Here is a 20,225-nt window from a genome sequence, read left to right on the forward strand (position 1 = left end):
ACATAATTCAGGAAGGCCTGACTATGCAGCCATCCGGTCAGGGTCACCACTGGATAAGAGAGGTTCTTGTAAGACAGCTCGGTGGAACACCCTACAGCGCAGACAACAGAACCGTTCTTTACTACCAGACTGCACCAGAGACTCTGAAGGTATATACCGATCTGATCACCAAGGACAAGGTCGGTTATCCCGGCTTCCTGAACGACGACGTTACCGCTTTCAGATCTTTGAAAGCCGCAATGACGATCGATGGCTCTTTCAGGTTAGGAACTTTCAGACCTCTTGACAACCTTAACTGGGGAGTTACGGAACTTCCGTCGATGAACGGCGTGAAGTCAAACTTCGCTTCTTTCTGGGCACACGCAATAACGACAAATGCGACCGGTGATAAGCTTGACGCTTCGATCAAGTTCCTGAAGTTCATAACTTCCGAATATGCTCAAACACTCTGGCTTGAGCAGGTGGGAGAACTCCCCGCCAACCCGAACGTTGCGGCCGCTTATTACGATCATCCTGAATTTGGGCCATTCCTCAAGGGTCTGGAGTACGCTCATGCGACGTTCTTTGTTGACGAGAGTGGCCAGCGACAGGTATTGATGGATGCCGTCGACAAGGTCTGGATACTGGGCATGGATCCTATTAAGGCTTTCGAAGAAGCAGCAGCAGAAGATCAAGCAATAATAGACGAATTCTGGTCAAGAGTAGAGTAATTTGAAGTGTGTGGCCGTGGCGAGGCCACGGCCATTCTCTTTGGGGGTAAGAGATGAAAATAAGTCAGAAAAGAATCGTTACTGCGTATGTTTTCCTGGCTATTCCGCTCGTCTTCTATATAGTTGTCCGTTTCTATCCAATGATATATGCCTTCTGGCTGAGTTTCACAAACTGGAGGCTGATTTCGCCAAAAAAGGACTTTGTCGGGTTCGATAATTTCGTCAAGCTTTTCAAAGACAAGGTATTCATTACTTCTCTCTGGAATACTATAAAATACGTGGCCTATGGGGTACCTCTTGTGATAGTCCTATCGCTATTTTTGGCCGCGACGCTGAACAAGGTTAGACATTTGCAATGGTTTTATCGTTTGCTCTACGTTATGCCCTACATCACACCGCTAGTAGCAGTGAGCTGGGTTTGGAGATGGATCTACCAGCGACCGCCCGCGGGAGTGCTCAACAATATCCTTATGGCCTTCGGTCTCGATGCTCAACCCTTTCTGTCCAGCATGAACCAGTCTTTGCCGGCTATAGTTGTGACTACGGTGTGGGTGAACCTGGGATATTGCATTATTATCTATCTTGCCGGTCTGCAGACTATACCCCAAGAATATCAGGAGGCGGCCAAAATAGATGGGGCTACGTCAAGACAATCTTTCTTCAAAATTACCCTGCCGCTCCTTAACCCGATAACAGTATTTCTCGTGGTTACACAGAGCATTACTTTTCTGAGGATTTTCACGCAGGTTTATAACATGACCGATCAGGGATCGGGAGGTCCACTGAATGCGACTAAACCCCTGGTGCTATATATATATCAAAAGGCCTTCAGATCTTTTGATATGGGTCTCGCTTCTAGCGCAACCGTGATACTTTTCATTCTAATAATGGGTATAACGCTGATTCAACTGCTGGTATTGAACAAGCGAGTCCAATACTGATTGGTGGGTGGTTATGCATGACTAGAGCATACAGGAAAACAAGTATATTTGCCTATATATTTCTAACGATCTTCGCTGTTGTGATGGTCTTTCCCTTTGTCTGGATGTTCTCTTCGTCTTTCAAGACATCAGAAGAGATCTATGAGATGTCATTGATACCGGATGAACCAACGATCGACAACTACGAATACATTTTCAACTACTCAATGTTTCCGAGGTGGTTCCTGAACAGCATGATTGTGGCTGTGGTAACAACTATTTCTGTTCTATTCTTTGATTCGCTGGTGGGTTATACACTCGCCAAGTACACTTTCCCGGGCAAGAACATCATATTCATACTCATTCTCAGCACACTCATGATTCCGACCGAGATGCTCGTTATTCCGTGGTATATCATGGTAAGGCAGTTGGGATGGATGGAGACCTATTGGAGCATAATGTTTCCTGGTATGATCAGCGCGTTCGGAGTTTTCCTTATGAGACAGTTCATGTCGACGATACCGGATGACCTGATCGATGCCGCAAGAATTGATGGGGTCTCGGAATTCGGAATATTCATTAGAATTGTGATGCCTCTTGTCAAACCGGCGCTCGCAACGCTTGCGATCTTCAATTTCGTTGGCAACTGGAATGCATTTCTGTGGCCCCTCATTGTGGCGCAAACACCGAAAATGTATACACTTCCTGTCGGATTGTCTTACTTCTCGAGTGAGAACCTAACCAGGTGGGAGTTGATTATGACTGGCGCCGCCGTTTCGACTATTCCGCTGATAGTCTTCTTCATTATCTTCCAGAAGCAGATTGTGAAGGGAATCGCCATGTCGGGATTGAAGGGATGATAGATATGCGAATAATAGATTCTCACGTTCATTTTCCTTCTCCAGATCTCTTGGGAAGGCCCAAGGGTGATGTTCACCCATGGGTCAAGCAAGAACAAGCTCGCTGGAGAAAGGCACGGCAGTTCGATGGGGCCGAACCCGCTGTTTCTCAGGATGAAATGGTAGAGAGATGGTACAGAGAGACGATTAAGCACGATATCTCGGTGGTTTTCGTAACTTCCGGCGGGAACGAGGCCATGTCGGAGATAGTTAAGGCCCATCCCGACAGGTTCTATGGCTATGCTCATCATGATCCTTCCCTGGAAGATGCACCCGAATTGCTGGAGAAGGCAATTGAGGAGCAGGGGCTGAAAGGGTACAAAATACTTGGACCGGGTGTTGATAAGCCTCTTGACAGCAAGGATCTTTATCCGGTCTGGGAGGTCGCCCAGCGAGAGAATATTCCAGTATTGATTCATTTTGGTATTATGGGCTCTGCCGGGGGGATCGCCAACCATGTGAATATAAACCCGCTGATAATACATGATGTGGCAAAGAGATTTCCCAACATGAAGATAATCGTTCCTCATTTCGGTTGCGGATATATCTTTGAAACGCTGAATCTCTGCTGGGCCTGTCCCAACGTATATATCGACACAAGCGGATCCAACCAGTGGATGAGATGGATGCCTTACGAAGTGAACCTTGAGATGCTTTTCAGAAAGTACAGAGAGACTATAGGACCGGAAAGAATACTCTTCGGAACCGATTCAAGCTATTTTCCGAGAGGTTACGCAAAGTCCTATTTCGATGAGCAGTTCAAAGCCATGATCAACGTCGGCTATTCCGACGATGAAATTGAAAGGGTAGTCTACGGGAATATCGACGACCTTCTGAACGGGAGGTAATATGGGATTCTCTCCGATATACGTGAAGCACGTGCTTGCAAAATCCTACAAACACTGGGCGGCAGCCTTTCTGAATGAGTTCAAGCAACAGAACAGGGCTCATCTGGTCATGCTCGCACGTCAAGGGATAATCGATTCGGAAACCGCAACGGCACTGAAGAAATCCATGAGCGAACTCGACTCTACTCTTGAAATACCAGAAGAGTTCCCTGCCGGTGTCGAGGATCTCTTCTTCTACTACGAGAAACAGCTTGGAAACCTTCTAGGGGAAAAGGCCGGATCGCTCCACACGGCCAGAAGCAGGAACGACATGGACACAACGGTCTTCCGATTGTACGTAAGAAAGCTGATGATTTCCCTCATTGAGCAGATGCTGAAGCTGGCCGGAGCCTTGATCGAGAAGATCAAAGGATCTGAAGATCAACTCCTGGTTCTGTACACCCACGGGCAACCTGCACAGGCGTCGACTCTCGCACACTATCTCTCCTCTTTCATGCTCGAATTTCTAGAAGGCCTCGAAGGGCTGAACGCATCCCTCAGAGTAGTTAACCAGTGCCCTCTTGGAGCCGCGGCGATTACTACGACCGGTTTCGACATTGACAGGCAGCTGGTCTCGGATCTCCTTGGGTTCGAAAAGCCGGTGCCTAACTCCTACCAGGCTATTGTCACCTCCCACTGGCTCACTTATCCTTCGATGTGGTTCAAGAGTATTCTCAACGATATAACGCGCCTCATGGCAGACATGGGACACAAAGCCTCCTGTGAAGTCGGAATGCTAAGCTTTCCAGATGAACTAGTGCAGGTTTCCAGCATAATGCCACAGAAAAGAAATCCTGTCATTATCGAGCATATAAGGATCCAGTCAGGAATGGCCGCCGGTGACTTCCAGAGCCTGATAGATCTCTTCCACAACGTGCCTTACCAGGACGTGAACGAAGTGGCCGACGCACCGGTTACAAACTTCACCAGGGGCTGTGAAACGCTGTCGGGCCTGCTGGAATTGCTGCAAGAGATGCTCCTGAAAGTCTCCGTAGATGAGCAGAGGGTGGATGAGATCGCGCTCTCTACCGGTGCCACAACAACAGAACTCGCCGATGAGCTGGTAAGAAGGGAAGGGATCTCTTTCAGAACCGCTCACGGCGTGACTAGCGCCTTTGTGAAGTCGGGATACTCTCTTGAAGCTCTTCGCCGAAGGTTCCTTGAACTGGTGGGAAGGGCCTTGAAAATGGACGATCAGGAGCTGGAGACAGTTCTCTCTCCGCGACATTTCGTTCAAACTCGGAGCGTTCCCGGAGGACCTTCGATTTCCGGGATGGAGAGTGTTGTAGATTTGATGGAAGAAAACTTGAAACTGATTACTCACTCACTGGAGGGGCTCACTAAGAAAGTAGTTGAGAGCGAGGAATGTCTATCTAAGGAGTTCAACAGCCTGGGTTGAGGGGTGGGACTTTGATTTCGGCGGAAAGAATAATCAGAAGCCTTGAAGAGGCAATTTCGAAGGCGAACACGGAGATGGACCCGAAGATCGTGGAACTGCTCGATCTCTATGACGGACCTTTCTCAAGCGTGTTGAGAGAAAACGCGGCCGTGGCAAAAGACACTGGACTCCCTATCTGTCAGGATACGGGATTTCTCGAGTTCTTCGTCTTTCAGGGAAACGAAGTTGCTCTTGAAGAGCCAATAATAGAAACACTGAATTCGGCAGTGAAAAATGTATACACAGATAGCCCCTTCAGGTACTCCATTGTGTCCGATCCCCTTATGAAAAGGGAAAATACCGGAGACAACACGCCGGTCATATGCCATCTCTTTCCGACGAGGGGAGATGAGTTAGAAATCCGTTTCCTTGTTAAAGGAGGCGGCAGTGAGAATCTTTCCCGGCTTTTTATGTTGAATCCCTCCGCAACAGTGGACGAACTGGTCTGCACGGTTGTCGAGTCTCTTAGGGAGAGTGCGGCCAGAGGGTGCCCGCCGTTGAAGGTAGGCATAGGGATCGGAGGTAGTTCCGACAAGGCAATGATACTTGCTAAGCTTGCGCTTACCAGATCCTTCTATGAGAGGCATCAGGATAAGGACTACGCGGCTCTTGAAGAAAGAATACTGAGAGAAATCAACGATTTGAAGATAGGTTATCAGGGTCTGGGAACAGGGATAACGGCATACTCGGTGCACATTGAAACGTATCCGACGCATATCGCCACAATGCCGGTAGGACTCGCGACGGACTGCTATATCGCCAGAAAGGGGAGAGTAGTCTTTGAAGATTGAAGAGTTGCGCGTAGGCGACGAGCTCCTTTATTCAGGCGAGTTTCTCATCATGAGAGATGCCGCACAGAAGTGCTTGAAGAAGATGCTCGAAGAACGTAAAGAGCTGCCGGTTTCTCTTGACGGGGCGATAATCTTTTACGCGGGACCGGCCAAACCGACGAAGGACTCCTTCGGGGCTATCGGTCCTACAACTTCGAACAGGATGGACTCATTTCTTGAGATGCTTTTTATTAAAGGTGTTCTGGCAACGGTAGGAAAGGGGAAGAGGGGCAAGCAGGCTGTATCGCTCTGCAAAGAGTACGGCAGGGTTTATTTCCTGGCTCCCAGTGGCGCCGCTGCCGCGCTGGCCGGGAGGATCTCCGAAATGACGACTCTGGCTTTCGAAGATCTCGGCACGGAAGCAATATTCAAGGTTCAGGTGAAAGACTTCCCGCTCTACGTCGCGATCGATTCCCTTGGAAACGATGTTTTCATCAATGAATAGAGGATCATTACTCTCAATACTGCTGCAACAGCACGCCTGCGACAGCCAATTTACGCTCGGGAGCAAATGAAGCCTTGTACTACGCCTCCCGAGAAGGTCTTCTCAGCACAGCACCCTGCCGAAAGCAGCAATTCATGGCATTATGGTTCATACAAAAGCCGTTGTCCGTTGACCGTCCAAGAGCAAGGACCCGTCCTTCGAAAGAGCAGTTGCAAGTTGTCAGTTCCAAGTTGCAAGCCCTAAAGTAAAGAAACGCCAAAAGTCGTCATCTGAACTCGATTCAGCATCTCGCTCCTTCAATGAGACGAGTCGAGAAAGAGCATTGTCGAGAGTTCGCTGCGCTCACGAGAAGACGAGATTGATTATCGTTGTCCGTTATCGGGATCATGAACCAGATCCCGTATAGGAACACTACGGAATGACAAAGCAAGTGGATTTAGCGGCAGGCTCAACGGGATGCCAACCCCTTCACGTCATCCTGACAATGCTCTTGGTCAGGATCAGGGCTTTGGTCTTGACGAAGGACGGGCCGTGATCTGGGACGGACAACGAAGGACGGGTCTTCAAGCGATCAGCGACCAGCGGTTCTCAAATACGGGATCCCGATCAGTACCCCCAAACAGGGGCATATTGGGGCAGGCTCAACGGGATGACCAAGGAGGAGAGTCGAGATTATGTCTCTGCTTCACAGCGATCAGCGGGTCCTTGATTTTAAGCGTACAGCGGATCTAGGAACGAAGAACAGGTCCTCGCTCTGGAACGAATAACAGGTTTCCCTCGGCAAACGGATAACCGCTCAACGGCGAACCAATTTCTGTTGTTCTTCCGACCTCCACCCGTACCCCCAACCCCGGTTCTTGTTCTTCTTACAACTCACAACTTGTAACTTGCAACTAATTCTTTGCTCTTGACCAACCACCAACCACGGCTCTTAGCGTACCAGTATGGTTCACACTCTTGGTAGCCGGTTGACATTCCGGGCGAATGTACTTCACTTGTTCAAGAAGCTCTTTGAGAGCTCTGTCGACCGAGTGGCTGGAGTTCTACAGTCACAATCTCTTTTGGTTCGCAGACTAGATATATCTCTGAGTTCTCGATTGAGATCTCTTCTTTCCTCTCTTCGCTCGCATCACAAAGGAAGACTCTATCAAAGAGTGCTTCCTTCAGCTCTATCTTCACGTTGTCGCGCTGTGTTGAGAGATTCACAAGTCTAAGAATCAGACTGTCCCGGTCCTCGGCCTTCTTTATGGAAGCAATGTCTGTAGTGGATCCCTTAACGGCCAGAGGACTTTCCGGCAGTTCATTCGCGAAGCCCATTGCCAGAGGTTTTTTCAGATAGACGGAACTTTTCTCTAAAGTTTCTTTCAGCGATTTCATGAAAAAAAGCGAATAACTGAAGACCAGGCTGCCCTTCATTTGCGCTTCGGGCGTTTCTATCTTTGGTCCTGCTGCTCGCTTCATACACGAAAGAGGATAAGGCGAAGCCAGATGCCCGACCGCCCTGAAGAGAGTCAGCTTCACCCCTTTCGCGCTGCTTTCGAATTCATTGATCCCTTTGGTGCTCACGGCAAATCCGTCAAACTCATCCGATGTCTTTATCTCTCCAAATAAACCGCCATTCGGAAACGCGACGGGTTCATCCTCAATCCAGTTTGGATTCGGCGCCTGTTGAACTCTATCCTTTGCACCGGTAACTATGTCAAAGGGGGTCTTGTAGAAGATGGCCTTTCCGGGTTTTTCCTTCCAGAAATTCACCTGAAGCCTGTGGTTTTCACAGTAGTTCTCTACAACCGTTTCGATTTCCAGAACGCCGCTGTCCTTCGTGAGCTTCAAAGTACACTGAAGGGGCATCTCTATTTTCAAGCTGCTCCTTGACAGTCCTTTTTCGGTTAGACCCTTCGGAATGAGCATAGAATAGTGGAGTCTCAGACTTTTTGACAGAGGGCCGCTATCGAAAACTTCGATCTCCTTCAGGCTATTTGAACTCGTGGCGAGGCTATCGAAAGCCGGTCTTGAATAGACATAGCCATCCCCAGCGTCTCCGGAATCTTCGAATAAATTCGAATACGCTTTCTCACCTGTGGCCTTGTTGAGGATCTCAATAATTCCGTCAGGAAGGACTCTCACCAACATGCACCTGTTTTCCAGCTGAGGAAGGGTTTCTTCTTCATATTTCCTGTAATTGACTGGTCTGTCTGAAAGTGCGATGTAGAATCTCTTGAATGATAGTCCCTCGATTTTTGCATCGAGATAACCCTTCAAGGACACCACCTTCTCTATTGGAGCCGATCGCCCCAGGAAGCCTAGAGCCTTCTCAGTCCTTTTCATCGAAGAGATCTGAAACTCGATCTCTTTACCATCTTCGTCCTTCACAGTCGGCAACTTTGAAGAATCTTCAAGAACGTTGGCCGGGAGGTCAACATCCAGTTCAAGAGTATTGCTTATGTATGGGGAAGGGTTGAATAGAACGAAAGAGCTATTCTCTCTATCCCCAGTTACCGAGCAAAGTCTCGCCATGGAGTCTTGAACGACGTTTTGGGTTATCTCTACTGATTGCGAAAATCTGTGAGACACATCTCGGTGAACCTTATCGACGCTGCATCCACCGATACTGTCGTGTGCCAGGTTTTGAAGAACTAGCTTCCACGCCTTAGTCAGAAAACTCCTGGGGTACTTCCGGCCGGCCAACCAGGCAAACGACGCCAGGGGCTCTGCGTAACTTTCCAGGAGATTCAGAGCTTCGAAGTTTTCACGCTTGTTGTCACACCTAGAAGAGAGAACGTTTGGAAGAATGAAGTTGAAGTAACCCCTCTTCGATGTATTAACACTTCTAAGCTCTCCGTGGAGAATTGGTATTTTCTGAGAAAGAGGAATCTTTTTCTCCAGTTCTCTGGATAGATCGTTGAAAAGCGCCTGTCGGCAGGAAAAGGAACTGTCTTTGTTTCCAGTGTATTCAATGAGTGGCAGGATTTTTTCATCGGGCTCCATGTGATCGCAGCCGTCCATCAAAACGACTATCCCTGTGGCCGAGTTCTTCATGAATTCGTCAGCTGAGTTCACAAAGAAGGCGGGATCTACGGGCGCTCCTTGAGGTGTGAAAGCCATGTTGCAGTACCCCTGCCTCTCGGGAAGCCTGTAAGTGTATAGGGAACTTCCATCGGCGCCCTCCCAGATGAATTCCCAAGGCAATTCATCACCCGATACGCCTCGCCATATAAGAGAAGAGGAGATTCCAAACTGCCTGGCTATCTGAGGAATCTGCGAGTTGTGACCGAAGGTGTCTGGTAGATAGGCCAGCTTCTGAACCTCACCGAATTCCCTGGCCAGCTGCATCCCTAGCAACAGATTTCGAATCAGTGACTCCCCATCGGAAAGGAATTCATCGGCCTGAACATACCACGGTCCGATACCGATTTTCCCTGACTTAACCAACTTCTGCAGTGTCTGACGCATTTCCGGCCTGATTTCCAGGTAGTCTTCCAGAACAACGAGCTGTCCGTCAAGGTTGAAGCGCTCGTATCGGCTGTCTTTCTGGAGAATCTCTATGAGTCGGTCCATTGCTTTCACCAGTCTGAATCTAAAAGATTCAAATGGTTCATACCACTCTCTATCCCAGTGTGTATGGGACAGCACGAGTACGGTCTTACCGCCGCTCGCCACTGTGCTCACCTCTTCCGTATTCGAAGGCAGTCTCATATAGTCGCAAGATCTTTTCCGGAGAGATTTCCATCTGTATGTTGTGAATCGACGCGAAGACGAAACCCCCTCCGGGCGCCAGGACGTCTATTCTTCTTTTAACATCTTCTTCAACCGCTTCAACGGTTCCAAACGGCAATACATGCTGAGTGTCGCAGCCGCCTCCCCAGAACACGATATCTTTTCCGAACTCCTGCTTCAGGCGTACGGGGTCCATGTTCTTCGCGTTTGTCTGAACGGGATTGAGAACCTGAACGCCGGCATCTATGAAGTCTCCGATGAAAGGGTAAACCGATCCACAGGAGTGAAGAAAGATGAAGAGTCCGGGTCTTTTGGAATGAATGAAATCGCAGAGATCCTTTAGCCGAGGTTTAAATAGAGTTCTGAATATTCTGGGGGATATCTGCGTGTTCTCCTGTGTGCCGTAATCATCACCAATCTGAATAAGATCAATATCTCCGCCGAATTCAGACAGGTATACGTCAAGCTCAACAAGGTACTTTTCCAGGAGTCTGTCGAGGAAATACTCCACGAGAGGCCGGTCGGTTATCATTTTCTCCATAAACTCCTGATAGCCAAAGTAGCTGTGTCCCGCTTCAAGGAAGTTCCCCCCAAAAGCACCCATGATAGCGCAATCAGTTGCGCTCCTCAACTCTGAGAGCTGATCCTTGAGAAAGGTTACTTCTCTTTCCGAAAGTCCTGCCCTGATTTCATCGTCGATGGCCTTTCTATCTTCAGCCCCGGCCAGTGGGAAGTATTTACCGTCGAAGAAGAACCCTCCATCCGGCATTGTTGCCACTATCCGACCGTCCCTGATTATCGCCCTGGAACCGTCGGGCATTCGAACAGGGTCGAAGCCGGCAGGCAGAAGGTACCTGCCTCCGTCCCCGAACATATCGTATTCAATCCATTCGTCAATTCTTGTTCCATAACCTCCGTCAAGCCTCTTGAGCTCAACGACGTCAGAATGAACCCTTTCCCTCACCGATTCTTCGACCAGAGCAAGCTGCTGAAATACATCGTAGATTCTGACCGATCTGTCGGTTACGGCTAAATGGTCCTTGAGTTTCCTGTAGGCGATCGCGTGTATTCCCGTCGATCTCATGCCTCCCAGGTCAATAGGGACCCGATCGGCTTCCCTGTGGTTCATGGCTTCGACTATTCTCTCTCTTGAAGTCATATCGATCCCTCCGGTTGTTCAGATATGGAAATAAACCCGAACGGTTCCAATGTATAGCCTTTCCCTTCTCCAGTGAAGATGTGACCACGCTTTCCGGAAACTTCTTTCGCAAAAACCGCCGCATTGTTCGAGGAATCATTTCCAAAAAACAGCTCAACGTGCTCGCTCGCTCGAATTTCCGTTAACCGGGCCGATGTGGTTTTCGCCCCGCTCTTGAAGGCAGAGAGCGGATGTCTGACAATAGAGGAGTATTCACATAACTCAAGAGACCTGCCTGAAAGCCTTACGGCGAAATTCAGCGGCTCGCCGTTGAGGTAGGGACTGGCAAAACGATTCTGCAGGTTCCCGCTGAAAAGCCTAAAATAGAGTCTGCCGCTGTTTGCAAGAAACCGCCTGAACCCCAGTGGAGAAGGTGATTCGAAATCGACGAGGTTCACACCTTCCATACCAATGTTGAACGAGCGGCCGTCGCTATCCTCTATTCTCAAAGCACCGAGGACCGTAAGCGCATCCGCCCCGCTTCCGCTTATAAGCTCTTCAAGACGGGTAATCCTTCCGGGAGAAGAGTAACACACTTCAGGGTTTTCTGCATTGAGGGGTATCTCTAGAAAGACAAAATCGGAAGGACCGACGCCGTATATGTAATTGAATCTCACTTTCAAGATTATCTCCCCTCTACCGGCGGGCAGGAGGTAAGTCTTCTTGAAGGGCCTGCAGTACTTGTCGATCGGCTCGAACTCCACTGCCACTCCCCACGAGGATTCAAAGACTCTATGGCCGCATTTCAACGACAGATAATCCTCTATCAAGCCGGCCGGCACCTTGCCGGTGTACAGCTCTTCGTGATTAACCGCGTCTACCAGATTGCCGGCGGGATTTACAGGTTGACGCACAATCTTCATTTTTCCTGCTGATGAACCGGGTGACACTATTTCTGTGTTGTCCTTTTTGGAGACAGCAGATACTAGCTCGCCCCTGTCGTTGAAGGAGAGATCAAAGTCCGGTGTCGAGATCTCGAAGTCCCCTTCCGAAAGGGATGTGTCAGGAATTTCTTTCGAAACTCTCTCGGCCAGAAAGCTTCTGTGTTCGAAGGCAACAAGCTTTCCAGGATCGAAGTACAGATTGCCGTCGTAGAAGAGCGAGGGAACTTCCGTTCCATCCCCCTTAAATAGTCTTAGATCGGGATCATCACACCCCATTACGCAGAAATCATTGCGAGTATGACCGGTCGGGTTGAGGACAGTGATGAGCTCGCCGCTACCAAACACCCTTTCTCTAAGGGCCTTCAGCGTATCGTCGGCTCCTCGGGAGGCCTGAAAGACCCACCCGAAACCCTGAGATACGGCCTCAAGAATCTTTTCCGGGTCGTTCGAGAGATAAAGCCCGCCTCCGCCAGAGTGCTCGTCAAATCCACTGAGTTTCTCAAAGTTGCTTTCTATTTCTTCCAGACATTCTCCGTCCGAAATGTAGTTTAACAAAGAGGCCTCGTGCAGTCTTGAAAAAACCTTCGAAGAGAGCGAGTTTTCTCTTGGATAGGCAAGAATGTTCGAAGTCCACCAGCCGTTGAATTCTCCTTCGGCTTCTTCCAGATCGGCGCAGAAAGGCCTGAGCCTGTCGAAGAAGCCGTTGATGGTTGCGGTCGTGATTCTTGGATTGCTCCAGGTAAGGTTCCATTCCTCAATCATTTTTACCGGAGTAAAGACCGGTTCTCTGTTGTCGATAGCCATAGGAATGGCATAGACCGGTGGTCCGTAGTTTCTGCCGTCCAGTTCGGTCAGCTTTGCCAGAATTTCTCTTCTTAGGTTTGCAAGATCTGATTCAAAGAATCTGTACCCTTCTATGTAGGCCCATTTTGGATCGTCAGTAATCCAGACTAGAACCCTTCCGCCTCCGGGAAGTCTCCAAAAGAATGGTGTTCTCAGATTCGTAAACTCTTTGAAGGGCGCCACGAAATTGTTAATTGACATAAAGAGGTTTTCGACACCAATGTTGACCAGGAGCTCTAGAAGCCCCGTGCTCATTCCAGGCACATCGCTGAGAAAGGCACTCCTAACTTCAATACCCTCCGCTTTCAAGGATCTCGCCTTCCTCAGTGAATGGAAGAGCTCCTCGAACTCGGTTCTATCTGCGTAATGATGAAGATAGAGAGCTCCGATGCCAAATTCTCCGCTTTTCAGCAGATCGCGGATTTTCTCCCTTTCGCTCGGACTGGATTTCTTGTCGAAGCAGGAAAGAGCCCAGGTCGTTTCTATGTTCCACCTGAACCTCGACTCTTCGGGGAATTCAAGACTTTCACGATAGTAATCGATCGCAGTGGATGAATAACGGGCCTGAAGCTTTTCGACCTCGCTGATGGTTGTTGTATAGCCCAGATCGACGTGAGAAAACATCAGGAGGTTGAATTCGATCCTCCTGGGTGGGTCAAGTTCAATAGTCTTCTCGACTCTTTGGCCGCACGAAGTTACTGTCACCTTAGTTTTGCCGCTCTCGCAGACAAAGAGTTCTGATGTTTCCCCCGGAGGAATCGTTAGGCGTTCGTTCGAGCCGACCTGCGAAAGAAAGACCTCGCATGTTTCTTCCGAGTGATTGTGGATCAATGTCAGCCTCGGGAATGCCTCGGATCTCTTCAGCAAATCGGTAAAAACCAGCTCTGTCCTTATGAAGGCCTCATCAATCTTTACAACTATCATCCTTTTGCACCACCGTTCTATCGCTCAACGAGTTCCGTTTCCAGAAAGACTCTTCTCTGCTCTCCCCGGTCTCCCTGCAATCTATTCAGAAGAATTGTCGCCGCCTGTTTCCCCATTTCATAGGTCTTCTGGGCCACTGTGGTTACTGGAATCTTCAGGAATGAGAGAAACTCGAAATCGTCGAACCCGCCGACGGTGATTTTATTCTCCAGATGCGGATGTTCCAGAAGGTATTTAACCACACCCAGAGTAATATCTCCGGTGCTCCCGATTATCACTTGCGGAGGGTCATCGAGCTTCATCAGTTTTCTGGTGCAGGCATAGCCGTTTTCCATTCTGAGGGTCTTTCCGTTGACGATGTATTTTGAAGGCAGCTTTATTCCGCACTTGAGCACTCCATCCATGAAACCGTCCAGCCTCTCTCTGATGGCCGACGCGTCTTCCTCCTGAGTAATAAAGGCTATCTTCTCCTTTCCCTTGGAGACCAGGTGCTCCACCAGCTTTCTGGAACCGTTGCGGTTGTCACTCACCACAAAATCGAAATGCGAGCGGGGAATGTACCTGTCTATCAGAATCAATGGCACGGAGATGCTGTTGAGGAACCTTATGGACGCCTGATTGAAAACGCCCCCGACATAAAAGAGAATAAGCCCGTCAACCCGCTTTTCCAGCAGAAGCTTGAGTTCTCGCATCTCCTTCGTCGGATCGTTGTCGGAGACGCCCAGGAGTATGTTATAGCCTGCCGGAGAGCACACGCTCTCCAGGCCGTCGAATATATCATGCATGAATGACCTGAGGTTTGGAAGGACCAGACCAATTGTCATAGTTTTCTTCGTTACCAGGCTCTTTGCAGCCTGGTTAGGCAGATAGTTCATGTTTCTTGCTGCGGAGATAATTCTCTCCTTCGTCCTTTTGTTTACTCTCGGATCGTCTCTCAATGCCCTGGAGACAGTGGAGATTGACACGCCTACAAGTTCAGCGATCTCTTTCAAACCGACGCTCATACAATCACCTTTCTTCTCTTGACGTAGCTGTGATTACGAAAGGGGCATTTATGAAGCCGGACGCCCTTTCAAATCCCCCGCCTGCGAATGTGTCCATATAGAACGAAAAGACCTGTACCTTTGGAGTCCCCGGCTCATTTTCACCGAGGAGGGTTATGCCCAGGTCCGAAGTGGCGCTATAGCTGTAATGCCTGAGAAGTTGAAACCTCAGCTTCTCGCCATTATTGAATGAGAAACTCTGACGACTGGCGACCAAGGTCTTCTCCCCCGATCTGTCGAGAATGACAAAGCTCTCGAAGGGTATGAATGGAGGCCTCTCCCCGGCTAGGCCGCTATTCATCTTCGTGAAGGACCTTGCCCCCATGTATTCTATGCCGGTGATGTCTTCAAGCCCTAGAGCCAGAACATAGTTTATCGAATGGTCAGCGTACGGTATCAGCGGCAAACCTTCTTTGTCGATTGCTACCCTTATCTCGACCCCTCCACGGGAATAGACTATGAGCGAAATCTGTGAAAGTGGACCGCGGTCAAAGCCGAGAGTCACAACCTCTCTCAACCCATCAGAAGATCGATTCTGTGAAGATATTTTAGCACCTGAAGGCAGAAAGGTCGTGGGTTCTCCCGTCAAATAAGATTCAAGCCTTAGATCGAATTGCAGACTTTGGCCTTCTCTGGATGTCATTGTGACCTCTATCGAGCCGTCCTCAACTTGCTGGTAGTCAAGAGTGGAGAAGCTCTTAAGACTTTCTTCATTATCCGTTTCTTTTCTGTATCCGGCTAATAGCACTGAATTCACACCCTTCTTCAATGGCAGAAAGAAGAAGTATCCATCTTCACAAGAGTTCCAGCGATCCGTGTATTCTGTATGAAACGGGTACCCTGAGAAGATCGTGCCCGAAATTTCCAGCTGCAGGCATTCCCCTTCGCGAATTTCGGACGGTATTTCTACGTAATACTCTCCATCGTGAGGGGCGATAATGTAAAGTTCGTCGCTTACAGATTCTTGACTGGTCATTTTTTCCAGGAGTTTTTCCAGGGCCCCGTAAGCTTCGACGGCGAAGCCCACAACGCTGGCATTCGACGTGATGGTCTTCGCCAACGTCAGCTTACCAGGCCAGCCAGCAGTGACGGCCGATGTGTGTTCTCCGTACATAACCAAATTGAGGTCCATCGAGCTTTTCAGCTCTGGGTCCGTTCTCTCGAGTTCTTCATCCAGTTCCCTTGCGAATTCCTGTACGCGGCGTACCTGTCCGGCTGAAGAGGGTCCTCCGCTCTTGACAACCTCCCACCAACCCGACCAATCGCCGCTGTAGGTTTCCAGAGTTTTTCCGTACTTCTCTTCCATAACATTCATGAACTGCGAAGGAGTGGAGATTAACAGCTCTGTTTCCGGATCATCCCAAGCTTTATAGAGATCGAGATATGCGACGGCACCGGGGAAGTACCCGGCATTGTCAAATGCGATCATTATCGCCGCTTCTGAATACGGGTACCCCGTTTCTTCAAGATTGTTCAGATAATTCCGGAGCATTGACATATTCTTGAGCAGATAGCCCTCCGCGTAGCTGTCCTTGCTGATCCAGCAGAGAATGCGATTTCCTAGGGGACCCTGCCAATAGAACAGGTTGTGACTGCCTTCAAGACCGAGAGCCGATCCATAGGCATCGTTTATCCCGCTCATGAAGTACATTACCCCTTTCTCTGCTAGAACGTCGGGAAGATCTGCCGAGAAACCGGGGACATCGTTCATGAGGCAGGTGGCGATTTCGAAGCCGCTTTCACGGGCGAAATCGAGAGCCCTTTCCATGCTTTTCGAGAGTACATAATCATTTGTAAATCCTGTATGCATCGAGCCATATGCCGACCCGAACTCTATCCTTCCCTCCCTTGCATAATGCCGGTAAAGGTCGACCAGATAGGGTTCAGGGTTCGATTTCAGCCAGCAGTCGAACTGCCAGAAGGTCTCTACGGTGAACTTGAAATCCGAAAAACTCTCCATGAAATCGGGAAGATCGTTGTACATTTCCGCATAGAATTGGGCGACCTCCAGCTGCGTTCCCGTGAAGCCGATATCCTGGTGGCTGAAGGGAATTAGATACACCTTTTCGATTTTGGCTTGCGCAGTCACTGCAAGAAATAAAACAGTCAAGAGCAGGACGGTTCTTTTCATCGTTACGATCTCCCAACCTTCATCTTATCCCGGCTCTCAGAGTGAAACCGCGCATCATCTTCTCCTGTGCGGTGAAGTATAGAATAATGAGCGGGAGGGCAGTGAGCGTAGAAGCGGCCATCAACAGATTCCAGTTAGTTGAATACTGCTGCTGGAAACCACGCAATCCAATTGCCAGCGTCCACATCGACGGATCGTGAAGATAAATCAGTGGGCCGAAGAAATCGTTCCATGTGAAAACTACGGTAAACAGTGCCACAGTGAAGAGAGCCGGTTTCGAAAGAGGAAGCACTATCCTTGTGAAGATTCGCAACTCAGACGCTCCGTCAATCCTGGCCGACTCCATAAGCTCGTCGGGAATCGAGATGAAAAACTGCCTCAGGAGGAAGATGTTGAAGGCACCTCCTCCACAGAAGGCCGGTACGATCAGGGGCAGATAGGTATTAATCCATCCGAGCTGGGTGAAAAGAATATACACGGGAATTATCAGGACTTGCCCGGGGATGAACATGGTAGCGATAGTGATGTAGAAGAGCAGGTTTCTGCCCCTCCACTGCAGCTTTGAAAAGCTGTAGGCCACCAAGGAGGCAGTGACAGTGTTTCCCAGAACGTTCATCACGGTCAGAAAGACAGTATTGAAGAAGTATCTGAAAAAGGGGAAACTTTCAATTGCCTTGCCATAGTTCCCCCACTGCGGCGGGCGTGGGAACCACTGCATCGGTATCGACATTATCTGAGAATCCGGCTTCAGTGAGGTGGAAACCATCCAGAAAAGCGGAATCAGATAAACCACGCTGAAAAAGGCGAGTACCCCGTATATAGTGACAGATCTTATTGATTTCGCTCTATTCAGGCTTCTCATAATCAATCACCCTCAGTAATCCATCCATCTTCTGGATATTCTGAAGAGAAGGATCGTCATAGGGACGAGTATCATGAACATCACCCAGGACATCGCCGAAGCGTAGCCCATCCTGACATCTTTGAAGGCGAGAAGATAAATCTTCAGATTCACGAAAGTCGTTGATTCCAGGGGACCGCCGGCAGTCATTATGTAGGATTCTGCGAATACCTGGGAGGCAGCTATGAGCCCAGTCACGACGTTAAAGAAGATCACGGGCATGATCATGGGAACTGTGATACGCCAGAACATCTGCAGCCTGTTGGCCCCATCCAGTTCGGCGGCTTCGTAAAGATACTCGGGAACATCCTGGAGACCGGCCAGAAAGATGACTATAATGCCTCCTATGCCCCATATACTCATGAGAATCAACGCGGGTTTCGACCATTGTGGAGAGTTCAACCAGAGAGGACCTTTGATCCCTATGAATCCTAGTATCTGGTTTATAAGGCCGCTTCTGGGATTGAACATCATCATCCAGAGAAACATTACCGGAATCGATGGAAGAACTACTGGAAGGAAATAAATGGTTCTGAATATGCGCATTCCCTTCAATGCACTACTCAGGAGCAGGGCGAAGATCAGACCTATGAAAACTTTGAGAAAGACGGAACCGAACATGTAGTAGAAGGTATTACCCAGCGCCTTCCAGAAACCTGGATCGAGTGTGAAGAGAATCTTGTAATTCGTCAATCCAATCCATCGTGGAGCGTTTATCATGTCATAGCTGGTGAAGCTGAGAAAGAGAGTTGCCAGTATCGGAGCAAGAATGAATGTTGACAACCCTATCAACCAGGGCGCCGCGAAGAGATAACCGGCCAGATTCTTTCTTCTGAAATACTTGCTCCGTCTTCTTTTCATGTTTTCAGGCTCTCCCTTCGGAAGAAATTGAAGGTAGCTGGACACGAGAAGACAGTTTCGGTCCGGCTACCTTCAGCATGCTCAGTGAGTCATCTTGTACTTCTGAATTTCTGCTTCAATCAGTTTCTGCGCATCGTTTAGAGCCTGCTCGGGTGTCTTTCGTCCGTAGATGGCCTCTTCGGTCGCAACCTGCAGAGTCTCATACCAGAGTGGCGCCTCGAGAACGAAGGGTCTGAATTTCGTGAATTCGAGGGCCTCGACCTGCATCTTCCACTCCGGATTCTCAAGAAGGTCGGATTTGTAGGCGGCTCTTTTGTTGCCTATAAGAGAGGAAATGCTGTCAGCCAGCTTCAGCTGCACCTCATCGCTCAGCAGGTAAAGCGCGAACTCCACCGCTTCGACCCTGTTCTTCGTCCTTGACGAGAGCTCTAAAGAGAAGCCGTTGGACCAGGTTGCTTTCTGAACGGGATATGGTATATGAACGATGCCGTAATCAAGATCCGGCGCGTAGGTTGCCAGATCGGCTATGAAATTGCCAACCTGGATTCCCATTCCCACCTTGCCGGCGATGAAGGCATCCGCCGCTCCCCAGCCGAAGTTTGCACCGAATGCAAGAAGCTTCTCCAGACCCATCTTATCGATAAGTGCGACCCACTCTTCAAGAGCCTGAATGATTCCAGGGGTGTTGACAACTACATCGCCGTTTTCATTGATAAAACTCTCTCCCTTACCCCAGACGTACATCCAGAAGTAAGACTGCCCGTAGAGTGGATTGAACCCGATGACATCGTAATCGCCATTCTTGTCGACAACGTTGAGTTTCTCGGCATATGATAGGAGTTCTTCCCATGTTGTAGGCGGTTTTTCGGGATCGAGTCCCGCCTGTCTAAAGAGATCTTTGTTGTAGAAAAGCAGTCTTACATCTGTCTCGAGTGGAAGCGCGTAGATCCCGCCTTCATAAGAACACATCTGCAGAGGGCCTTCGAAGAACACTTCGTCGGGGTCGAAACCGGCTGCCACCAAAAAGGGCCTTAAGTCAAGCAAAATGCCCGTAGAGGCTCTCATCCCGACATTTCCCAGATCGTGAAGGAATACGTCCGGTTCCTGTTTGGCAGCCATCGCTACCCTGATTTTGTCCCAGTAGTCCCAGAAGGATATTGCGAGATCTTCGACCTCAATCATTCCTTTGTGAGTTTCATTAAACTCGGCGATGATCTCATCCATGACATCCTTTGATGGACCGGAAAGATACATGTGCCAGAACTTCACCTTAGTGGGCGCTCCAAAAGCCAGTGTTACCAGTAGCGCGCTCAAAAAAACAATCAGAAATGCTTTCTTCACCTTAATCCCTCCCCGGAATAGGTTCGGTACCCATGTTGCCCGACAAACTCTATCATTTCGAGACTTTCATATTCGAATCCAGAAATCTGCCCTCTCGGTGATTTCTGGTAAAATAATCGCGATTAACTGAGAATATTGCAAACGTTTGCAATTTTCCTAGCTTATCGTTATTTATTCTAGACAGGACTTCTGTTGTATAGTATAGGCGTATACATTTTTTTATGGAGTTTCTTTTCAGTAATATATGCAATGG

The 20,225-nt window shown here is 49.1% G+C and carries 15 protein-coding genes; 7 read left to right on the forward strand and 8 right to left on the reverse strand.

Features of this window, described 5'->3' with window-relative positions; genetic code table 11:
• The 7 genes from B3K42_RS08415 to B3K42_RS08445 all read left to right on the forward strand — a co-directional run.
• Positions 1-710, forward strand: a 710-nt coding sequence (locus B3K42_RS08415; RefSeq protein WP_292598247.1) for an extracellular solute-binding protein, incomplete at its 5' end; no start/stop codon positions are given.
• A 53-nt stretch (positions 711-763) separates the two neighbouring features.
• Positions 764-1,651, forward strand: a complete 888-nt coding sequence (locus tag B3K42_RS08420) for a carbohydrate ABC transporter permease (protein ID WP_292598248.1) — start codon at positions 764-766, stop codon at positions 1,649-1,651.
• A gap of 17 nt (positions 1,652-1,668) precedes the next feature.
• Positions 1,669-2,490 (forward strand): carbohydrate ABC transporter permease, encoded by an 822-nt coding sequence (locus B3K42_RS08425; RefSeq protein ID WP_292598250.1) that lies wholly within the window; start codon positions 1,669-1,671, stop codon positions 2,488-2,490.
• A gap of 5 nt (positions 2,491-2,495) precedes the next feature.
• Complete coding sequence (locus B3K42_RS08430) at positions 2,496-3,377, forward strand: amidohydrolase family protein (RefSeq protein ID WP_292598252.1); 882 nt, start codon at positions 2,496-2,498, stop codon at positions 3,375-3,377.
• Position 3,378: 1 nt separating this feature from the next.
• Entirely contained in the window at positions 3,379-4,815 is a 1,437-nt protein-coding gene (locus B3K42_RS08435) for a lyase family protein (RefSeq protein WP_292598254.1), read from the forward strand.
• 11 nt (positions 4,816-4,826) lie between these two features.
• Entirely contained in the window at positions 4,827-5,645 is an 819-nt protein-coding gene (locus B3K42_RS08440) for a fumarate hydratase (protein ID WP_292598256.1), read from the forward strand.
• On the forward strand, positions 5,635-6,129 hold the full coding sequence (locus B3K42_RS08445; protein WP_292598257.1) for a FumA C-terminus/TtdB family hydratase beta subunit: 495 nt from the start codon (positions 5,635-5,637) through the stop codon (positions 6,127-6,129). Before B3K42_RS08440 ends, B3K42_RS08445 begins: the two co-directional genes overlap by 11 nt.
• A gap of 999 nt (positions 6,130-7,128) precedes the next feature.
• On the opposite strand, the gene B3K42_RS08450 is transcribed toward B3K42_RS08445, so the two are convergent.
• From B3K42_RS08450 to B3K42_RS08485, 8 genes are all read right to left on the reverse strand, one after another.
• Entirely contained in the window at positions 7,129-9,789 is a 2,661-nt protein-coding gene (locus tag B3K42_RS08450) for a glycosyl hydrolase-related protein (protein ID WP_292598259.1), read from the reverse strand.
• A complete protein-coding gene (locus B3K42_RS08455; protein WP_110990890.1) occupies positions 9,773-11,005 on the reverse strand; it encodes a uroporphyrinogen decarboxylase family protein in 1,233 nt (410 codons plus the stop codon). Before B3K42_RS08455 ends, B3K42_RS08450 begins: the two co-directional genes overlap by 17 nt.
• Complete coding sequence (locus B3K42_RS08460; protein ID WP_110990891.1) at positions 11,002-13,695, reverse strand: hypothetical protein; 2,694 nt, start codon at positions 13,693-13,695, stop codon at positions 11,002-11,004. The genes B3K42_RS08455 and B3K42_RS08460 overlap by 4 nt, the downstream gene beginning before the upstream one ends.
• Positions 13,696-13,712: 17 nt before the next feature.
• Positions 13,713-14,699 carry a LacI family DNA-binding transcriptional regulator gene (locus B3K42_RS08465; RefSeq protein ID WP_110990892.1) on the reverse strand — a complete coding sequence of 329 codons (987 nt, stop codon included), beginning with the start codon at positions 14,697-14,699 and terminating at the stop codon, positions 13,713-13,715.
• A gap of 4 nt (positions 14,700-14,703) precedes the next feature.
• Positions 14,704-16,869, reverse strand: coding sequence for a hypothetical protein (locus tag B3K42_RS08470; RefSeq protein WP_110990893.1), 2,166 nt, complete (start codon positions 16,867-16,869; stop codon positions 14,704-14,706).
• A gap of 19 nt (positions 16,870-16,888) precedes the next feature.
• Complete coding sequence (locus B3K42_RS08475) at positions 16,889-17,731, reverse strand: carbohydrate ABC transporter permease (protein WP_110990894.1); 843 nt, start codon at positions 17,729-17,731, stop codon at positions 16,889-16,891.
• Between the two features lie 12 nt (positions 17,732-17,743).
• Positions 17,744-18,631 carry a carbohydrate ABC transporter permease gene (locus tag B3K42_RS08480; protein ID WP_110990910.1) on the reverse strand — a complete coding sequence of 296 codons (888 nt, stop codon included), beginning with the start codon at positions 18,629-18,631 and terminating at the stop codon, positions 17,744-17,746.
• Between the two features lie 81 nt (positions 18,632-18,712).
• Positions 18,713-19,972 carry an ABC transporter substrate-binding protein gene (locus tag B3K42_RS08485; RefSeq protein ID WP_110990895.1) on the reverse strand — a complete coding sequence of 420 codons (1,260 nt, stop codon included), beginning with the start codon at positions 19,970-19,972 and terminating at the stop codon, positions 18,713-18,715.
• Positions 19,973-20,225 lie beyond the last annotated feature (253 nt).

The sequence above is a fragment of the Mesotoga sp. UBA6090 genome, assembly GCF_002435945.1.
In the GTDB taxonomy this organism is placed as follows: Bacteria; Thermotogota; Thermotogae; order Petrotogales; family Kosmotogaceae; genus Mesotoga.

Bases quoted from the DNA above. Each gene is read 5' to 3' on its own strand.
- B3K42_RS08430 (WP_292598252.1), top strand. From the start codon at position 2,496: ATGCGAATAATAGATTCTCACGTTCATTTTCCTTCTCCAGATCTCTTG.
- B3K42_RS08465 (WP_110990892.1), bottom strand. From the start codon at position 14,699: ATGAGCGTCGGTTTGAAAGAGATCGCTGAACTTGTAGGCGTGTCAATC.
- B3K42_RS08425 (WP_292598250.1), top strand. From the start codon at position 1,669: ATGACTAGAGCATACAGGAAAACAAGTATATTTGCCTATATATTTCTA.
- B3K42_RS08455 (WP_110990890.1), bottom strand. From the start codon at position 11,005: ATGACTTCAAGAGAGAGAATAGTCGAAGCCATGAACCACAGGGAAGCC.
- B3K42_RS08460 (WP_110990891.1), bottom strand. From the start codon at position 13,695: ATGATAGTTGTAAAGATTGATGAGGCCTTCATAAGGACAGAGCTGGTT.
- B3K42_RS08435 (WP_292598254.1), top strand. From the start codon at position 3,379: ATGGGATTCTCTCCGATATACGTGAAGCACGTGCTTGCAAAATCCTAC.
- B3K42_RS08480 (WP_110990910.1), bottom strand. From the start codon at position 18,631: ATGAAAAGAAGACGGAGCAAGTATTTCAGAAGAAAGAATCTGGCCGGT.
- B3K42_RS08475 (WP_110990894.1), bottom strand. From the start codon at position 17,731: ATGAGAAGCCTGAATAGAGCGAAATCAATAAGATCTGTCACTATATAC.
- B3K42_RS08470 (WP_110990893.1), bottom strand. From the start codon at position 16,869: ATGAAAAGAACCGTCCTGCTCTTGACTGTTTTATTTCTTGCAGTGACT.
- B3K42_RS08420 (WP_292598248.1), top strand. From the start codon at position 764: ATGAAAATAAGTCAGAAAAGAATCGTTACTGCGTATGTTTTCCTGGCT.